The following is a 6706-nucleotide window of genomic DNA, read 5'->3' as shown; positions in this document are numbered from 1 at the left end:
GACGCGCAGCGCGTCCAGCGCGTCGGCCCCGGACGCCACCGGGGCGTCGGACCCGGGATCGGCGCCGACGGCGGTCAGCAGGTCCGTCCGCAGCTCCGCCGGTTCCGGCGCGTGCGGCTCGTCCATGAGAACGTTCCATTGTTCGGGATGCCTGACGAGATGGTCGCCCAGCGCGGCGCTGGTGCCCAGGACGGTCAGCAGTCTGACCGCGGACTCCGGCTCGGCGGCCAGCCGCCCCGACAGCCCCGGATCGTGCTCGGCCAGCCGCTCCAGGGCCGTGAGCGCGAGATCGGGATCGGCCGTCCCGGCGAAGGAGTCGACCAGTTCGTCGGTCAGGTGGACGGCGTCGAGCGCCGTCTGTGCTCTTGCGGTGTCGGTGAACCCGAGCCTGGCCAGTCGGGCAGGCATTGACGTACGGCGTTCGGCGCGCTCGCTCACACCCCCAACTTAACCGCGCCGGGGCCTCTCGTCGCTCCACCTGTGGATCAAGGTCTCCGGAACGTTACATCCCTTATGCCTTGGACACCTTCGCGAAGGTTCCGGCGAGCAGCAACGGGATTTCGCGCGGCGCCGGAATGCGGGGCGGGATGTACCGGCCGGATTCGAGCAGCCAGTCCAGATGGGCGCGCGGCGCGGCGAGCATCGCCATGGCGACCTTACTCACCGCCCGCTGCTCCGCGAGCGTCAGGTCCCGCCGGGCGAACTCGGCGGGCAGTTCGCGCGCCGCGTCCGGCAGATCGGCCGCGCGGGCCGCGATCCGGTCGTTGACCCGGTCGACGGCCGCGAGCGGATCGAGGCGGTAGGCGCGGGCGGTGACCGTCACCAGATTGTGCGGGTCGCCGACCTCCCGCTCATGGTCGTAGGAGGCGACGTCGTTGCACCAGACCAGCAGATCGCAGGTGCCGTCGATCAGCCGGGTCCACGCGCGGGAGACGGCCAGCGCCTCCGGCACCTCGACCCCCAGCACCGCCTCGGCCAGATCGAACATGAACAGGCCCGCGGCGCGGCGGCGCAGCAGCGGATAGTCGCCGGGCGCCGGCACCAGCCCGGTGCGCCGGTTGACGGCCTCGTCCATGCAGGCCGAGCGGTGCCACTCCAGATGGGTGAGGAACCGGCGCCGCCAGCGGGCGCCGAACCCGGGCGCGGTCTCGTTCCACAGCTCGGCGAGGGTCAGCTCCAGCGCTCCCCCGCCGGGACGACCCGCGCCGCGCCGGAACGCGACCAGCAGATCGTCGTACAGCTTCTCCACGGCGGTCGCCGACGTGCCGATCGCGGGGTCGTCGCGGAGGTCGTCGAGGGCGAACAGCCAGGTCAGCCATTTGGTGAACAGGACGACCCGCTCGGCGGGCGCGTCGGGGAACAGCCGGGACGACAGCCGCTCGAACCGGCCGCGCGCCAGCCGGGAATCGTCGTCGTCGCCGACGACCAGGCCTCGGGCACGGCCCCACGCGCCGACCTCCTCGCCGATCCGCCACAGCTCCGGATGGACGCCGCAGGGCTCGGCCAGCGACGGGACCCGCTCGGTCAGCGGCAGCAGCAGACGGCCGTCCATCAGATCCTCCCGAACAGCCAGGAGCCCGCTGCCCTCTCATCGTCGCCGGTGTAGAACTCGCGGGTCGCGGTGACCAGCTCGGGGACGGTGATCCGGCCGTCGTGGTCGGTGTCCAAGGCGCTGAACGCCATCGCGATGTCGCCTTCCGAGGTGCCGTAGGCGGCGAGCATCGTGCGGAACTCGGCCGGCTCGATCATGCCGTCGCAGTCGCCGTCGCACAGATGCGCGACGGCCTGCGCCGCGGGACGGAACACCTGCTCGTAGTCGGGGCCGTGGATGAAGGCCGCGGCCATGCCGCGCCGGAACTCCGACCGGGTGATCCGGCAGTCGGCGTCCAGGTCGAGGCGCGACAGCAGCGCCGCCCAGAGCTGGTCGAACCGGTCGAGCAGGGCGCGGCCCCGGCTCGAGGTGGGCGGCTCGCCGAAACCGAGCAGAAACCGGGCCCCGAGGCTCACCAGGTCGTCGCGTTCGATGATGCCGTCGCGGTCGACGTCGAGGTGGTCGAAGGCGCGGTCCAGCTTGCGCGCCTGGAGATCGGTCGTCACCATGGCACCTCACGTTAAGTGAGGGCTGTTTACGGACGATGATGACGCAGGTCAAAGTCCCGTCATGATGGGCGCGACCAGCGCGCCGGTGCCCTGGCCCGGTGACCAGGTGCAGGCGCCGCCGAACGCGACGACCCGGCCGGAGTCCAGGACCTTCCGGACGGCCTTGGCGACCTTCTTCAGGGAGGGCCCGCCCGGCGCGGGGAACAGCAGGCCGGGGAGCTGGTCGGAGTCGATGACGTCGAAGTCGAGGTGCAGGTAGATCGGGCCGTCCGGGACGACCAGATCGCCGATCTCGCAGCGGGTGATCGCGGACCCGGCCAGGTACTCGGCCTCGGGGGCGTCCAGGTCGCGGGCGTCGACCAGGGTGATCCTGTGCTCGGGGACGGGGCGCAGGCCGAGCAGGTCGGCGATCACCTCGGGGTTGGCGCCGGTCAGCAGCCGCAGCGGCATCCCGCCCAGATAGCCCGACAGGGTCGTGGCGGGGGTGTGCACGTCGCCGTGGGCGTCGAACCAGACGACGGACGGGTCGATCCCGGCCCGCTGGAGGCCCGCGACGGTGCCGAAGGAGGTCGTGCAGTCGCCCGAGTAGACGTAAGGGACCTCACCCTCCTTGACGGCTGCCGCGACCACGTCGGCGACGGTGTCGTAGAGCACGGCCATACGACGCCACGGGAGGCCCTCCGCGAGCTGCAAGGTAATGACTTCGTCAGCTTCGACCGGAATGTCCAGTGCGCCGAGACTCTCGTCCAGGTGATAGGGCACACAGATGGTTCGCACATGATGACGATATCCGAGTTCTATGGCAGGGTTCGAGCCCTCCCGTAAGGGGACGGATAGGTTTGTAACGCTGAGGAAACACCGGCAGGGCAGGATGTAGGACGACCCCGGTGGGCTGCTGAGCTGCACGAACGACTCGGCGGCATGGCGCCGGATGAACGTGAGGATCGACAGGAGATGGCATTGGACCGTCAGCAGGAGTTCGTTCTCCGCACGCTTGAGGAGCGCGACATCCGGTTCATCCGGCTCTGGTTCACCGACGTTCTGGGCTTCCTCAAGTCCGTGGCCGTCGCGCCCGCCGAGCTGGAAGGCGCGTTCGCCGAGGGGATCGGCTTCGACGGCTCCGCGATCCAGGGCTTCGCCCGGGTCCACGAGGCCGACATGCTGGCCAAACCGGACCCGTCCACCTTCCAGGTGCTGCCGTGGCGTGCCGAGGCGCCGGGCGTCGCGCGCATGTTCTGCGACATCCTGATGCCCGACGGCACCCCGTCCTTCGCGGACCCGCGCTACGTACTCAAGCGCACCCTGAGCAAGGCCGCCGACCTCGGGTTCACCTTCTACACCCACCCCGAGATCGAGTTCTTCCTGCTCAAGACCATGCCGCAGAACGGCGAGCGGCCCGAGCCGGTCGACCAGGGCGGCTACTTCGACCACACCCCGCACTCCACGGCGCACGACTTCCGGCGCAACGCGATCACCATGCTGGAGTCGATGGGGATCTCGGTGGAGTTCAGCCACCACGAGGGCGCGCCCGGGCAGCAGGAGATCGACCTGCGCTACGCCGACGCCCTCACCACGGCCGACAACATCATGACCTTCCGGCTGGTCATGAAGGAGGTGGCGCTCGAGCAGGGCGTCTGGGCCTCGTTCATGCCGAAGCCGTTCACCGAGTACCCGGGCTCGGGGATGCACACCCACATGTCGCTGTTCGAAGGCGACCGCAACGCCTTCTACGAGCCGGGCGCCGAGTACCAGCTCTCCAAGGTCGGCCGGGCGTTCATCGCGGGCCTGCTCAAGCACGCCCCGGAGATCACCGCGGTCTGCAACCAGTGGGTGAACTCCTACAAGCGCCTGTGGGGCGGCCCAGGAGCCGACGCGGGCGCCGGCGGCGAGGCCCCCTCCTACGTCTGCTGGGGCCACAACAACCGATCCGCGCTGGTCCGCGTGCCGATGTACAAGCCGCAGAAGGGCCACGCCACCCGGATCGAGTTCCGCTCCCTCGACACCGCCGCCAACCCCTACCTGGCGTTCGCGGCGATCCTCGGCGCGGGCCTCAAGGGCATCGAAGAGGGCTACGAGCTGCCCGCGGGCGCCGAGGACGACGTGTGGGCGCTGACCCCCGCCGAGCGCCGGGTGCTGGGCATCCAGCCCCTCCCCCAGTCGCTCGACGAGGCGATCAAGGCCATGGAGCGCTCGGAACTCCTCGCCGACGTGCTCGGCGAGCACGTGTTCGACTTCTTCCTGCGCAACAAGCGCGCCGAGTGGGAGGACTACCGCCGCCAGGTGACGGAGTACGAGCGCCGCCGCTACCTCGAGGTCCTGTGACCCTCGAGGTGCGGTGATCGAGGTCAGGAGCGGTTGCCGCCGTCACGGCGGAGCAGGAACGGGTAGGCGCGGCTGGTCTTGATCTTCTTCGGCGACGACAGCCTGCCGTCGGGGAAGACGATCAGCGCGCTCGTCAGCGGGGCGCCGGCCAGCAGATCCGGCCGGGCTCCGCCGACCACGTTCGTGATCGTCAGGGCGACGGTCGCGCCGCGCTTCGCCGGGGAACGCAGGCCCGGCGCCTTGAGGCGGCGGGACTTGGACGGGTCGGGGCCCTTGCGGGTGCCGGGGATCAGCAGCAGCCTGCCACCGGGAGCCGCGTAGACCAGTTCGGGGCGGCCGTCGCCGGTCAGGTCCCCGAAGGCGGGGGCGGCCAGGAAGGCGGGCTGCCGCAGCTCGCGGACCGCCGCCGGCTTGCGGCCGCCCCGGACGTACAGCAGATGGTCGGTGACCAGGCCGAGGGCCGCCGCGGTGATCACGAGGTCGGTGAGGCCGTCGGCGTCGACGTCGCCGAGCGCCAGGGCGTGCGGACGGTAGCCGGGGAGCGCGACGGTGACGCTCCTGGCCGGGTCGGGGCCCTTCTTGCGGCCGAACAGGATCGTGTAGCGGGCCTCGACGTCGATCGAGTCCTCGGTCACCTGGGGCGGGGCCAGGGCGACGAGGTCGGTGAGGCCGTCGCCGTCGACGTCGCCCGCGCCGAGCGCGAGCGGGTTGAACAGCGCCTCGGTCCAGTAGCCCTTCGCGCGCTTGGCCGAAAGACCGGAGCGGCCACCCCGGTAGATCTTGGTGCCGGAGTCGGACTCCCAGCCGAAGCGGGCCGCGAGATCGGGGTAGCCGTCACCGTCGAAGTCGCCCGCGGCCAGCGATTCGCCGAGGAACGGCTGCTCCAGGCTCGGCTTGAGCTCGATCGCGCCCCTGCCAGTGAGGCCGGTGCGCGAACCCCGCAGGATCACGAGGGTGCCGTTGCGGCGGGTGCCGACCGCGAGATCGGCGTAGCCGTCGGCGTTGAAGTCGGCGCTGACGAGCTGGGCGCCGAACCCCTCGCCCTTCGACGGCTTGCCGGGAACCCCGGGCGTCGCGCGGGAGATCACCTTCTCGGGGCCGAGGGTGCGGCCGCCCTGGCGGGTGAGGATCGCGCCGCCGCGGGCCGTCCAGCCGGGTAGTCCCGCGGCGAGGTCGCGGCGGCCGTCGCCGTTGAAATCGCCGGGCCTCGCCGGCTTCTTCGGCGCCTGGGCGGCCGCCTGGGCGGCGGGCAGCAGGGCGGCCGAGAGCGCCGCGGCGGACAGGACGGAGAGCACTCTGCGCATCCGGACTCCTAGGGCGTGGGGATGCGTGTGAGACGCCGGAATCCGGGCGAAGGTTCGGGGCTTTCGCGGGAAACCTCGGGAGCTGGGGGAATGTCGGTGTGTGGTCCGCGTCACAGCTATTATCGTCAGATTGACGATACCGGGGGCCGGTGGCTTAGGGTGGTGACGTGGCTGAACTTCGCATCGCGCTCGCACAGGTGGATCCGACCGTCGGCGATCTGGCCGGGAACTCGGCGCTGGTCGTCGCGTGGGCCCACAAGGCCAAGGAGGCGGGGGCCCATCTCGTCGCGTTCCCCGAGATGATGCTGACCGGATACCCGATCGAGGACCTCGCCCTGCGCAAGTCGTTCGTCGAGGCGTCGCAGATCGCGCTCGCCGAACTGGCCGGAACGCTCGCCGCCGAAGGGCTGGGCGACCTGCCCGTCGTGGTCGGGTACCTCGACCGGAAGACCCTGACCGTCGCACGGCCAGGGCAGCCCGCGGGGGCGCCGCTCAACGCGGCCGCGTGGCTGTACGGGGGCGAGATCGTCGTCCGGTCCGCCAAGCACCATCTGCCCAACTACGGGGTGTTCGACGAGGCCAGGTACTTCGTGCCGGGCGACAGGCTGCCGGTCGTCCGGGTCGGCGGGGTGGACGTCGCGACCATCATCTGCGAGGACCTCTGGCAGGACGGCGGGCCGCCGCACGCCACCGCCCAGGCCGGCGCCGGGCTGCTGCTGGTCCTCAACGGCTCGCCCTACGAGCGCAGCAAGGACGACCAGCGGCTCGAACTCTGCTCGCGCCGCGCCGTCGAGGCCGGCTGCGCGCTCGCCTACGTCAACATGGTCGGCGGCCAGGACGAACTGGTCTTCGACGGCGACTCGATCATCGTCGGCGCGGACGGCGAACTCCTGGCCCGCGCCCCCCAGTTCACCGACCACCTGCTGCTCGCCGACCTCACCCTGCCCGAGGCCGCCGACCGGCCCGACGGCGCGACCCCC

At 71.2% G+C, this 6706-nt stretch carries 6 protein-coding genes and 1 pseudogene; 2 read left to right on the top strand and 5 right to left on the bottom strand.

The features are described 5' to 3' along the window. The 4 genes and pseudogenes from ACYVE7_RS26395 to ACYVE7_RS26380 form a co-directional block, all read right to left on the bottom strand. Window positions 1-408: pseudogene (locus ACYVE7_RS26395) on the bottom strand (bifunctional [glutamine synthetase] adenylyltransferase/[glutamine synthetase]-adenylyl-L-tyrosine phosphorylase); the annotation flags it as partial. Window positions 409-511: 103 nt separating this feature from the next. Beyond that, window positions 512-1552, bottom strand: a complete 1041-nt coding sequence (locus ACYVE7_RS26390) for a terpene synthase family protein (protein WP_460368209.1) — start codon at window positions 1550-1552, stop codon at window positions 512-514. After that, window positions 1552-2100: an EF-hand domain-containing protein gene (locus ACYVE7_RS26385; RefSeq protein ID WP_460368207.1), complete on the bottom strand. Its 549-nt coding sequence runs from the start codon at window positions 2098-2100 to the stop codon at window positions 1552-1554. Before ACYVE7_RS26385 ends, ACYVE7_RS26390 begins: the two co-directional genes overlap by 1 nt. Before the next feature lie 48 nt (window positions 2101-2148). Next, window positions 2149-2793 carry an arginase family protein gene (locus tag ACYVE7_RS26380; RefSeq protein WP_460368205.1) on the bottom strand — a complete coding sequence of 215 codons (645 nt, stop codon included), beginning with the start codon at window positions 2791-2793 and terminating at the stop codon, window positions 2149-2151. A 267-nt stretch (window positions 2794-3060) separates the two neighbouring features. Between ACYVE7_RS26380 and glnA the strand changes: the two genes are divergently transcribed. Beyond that, entirely contained in the window at window positions 3061-4422 is a 1362-nt protein-coding gene (gene glnA / locus ACYVE7_RS26375) for a type I glutamate--ammonia ligase (RefSeq protein WP_460368210.1), read from the top strand. Between the two features lie 23 nt (window positions 4423-4445). Here the strand turns inward: glnA and ACYVE7_RS26370 are convergent, their stop codons facing one another. Then, window positions 4446-5726, bottom strand: a complete 1281-nt coding sequence (locus ACYVE7_RS26370; protein ID WP_460368204.1) for an FG-GAP repeat domain-containing protein — start codon at window positions 5724-5726, stop codon at window positions 4446-4448. 167 nt (window positions 5727-5893) lie between these two features. Here ACYVE7_RS26370 and ACYVE7_RS26365 point away from each other — a divergent pair. After that, window positions 5894-6706: nitrilase-related carbon-nitrogen hydrolase (locus tag ACYVE7_RS26365; RefSeq protein WP_460368202.1), on the top strand; the 813-nt coding region annotated here is incomplete at its 3' end.

It is taken from the genome of Actinocorallia lasiicapitis, assembly GCF_054778695.1.
Note: the sequence above shows the minus strand (reverse complement) of the source record. Positions and strands in the feature narration are given on the sequence as shown.

Excerpts from the sequence above, each read along its gene's own strand:
- ACYVE7_RS26390 (WP_460368209.1), bottom strand. The coding sequence starts at position 1,552 with ATGGACGGCCGTCTGCTGCTGCCGCTGACCGAGCGGGTCCCGTCGCTG.
- ACYVE7_RS26385 (WP_460368207.1), bottom strand. The coding sequence starts at position 2,100 with ATGGTGACGACCGATCTCCAGGCGCGCAAGCTGGACCGCGCCTTCGAC.
- ACYVE7_RS26370 (WP_460368204.1), bottom strand. The coding sequence starts at position 5,726 with ATGCGCAGAGTGCTCTCCGTCCTGTCCGCCGCGGCGCTCTCGGCCGCC.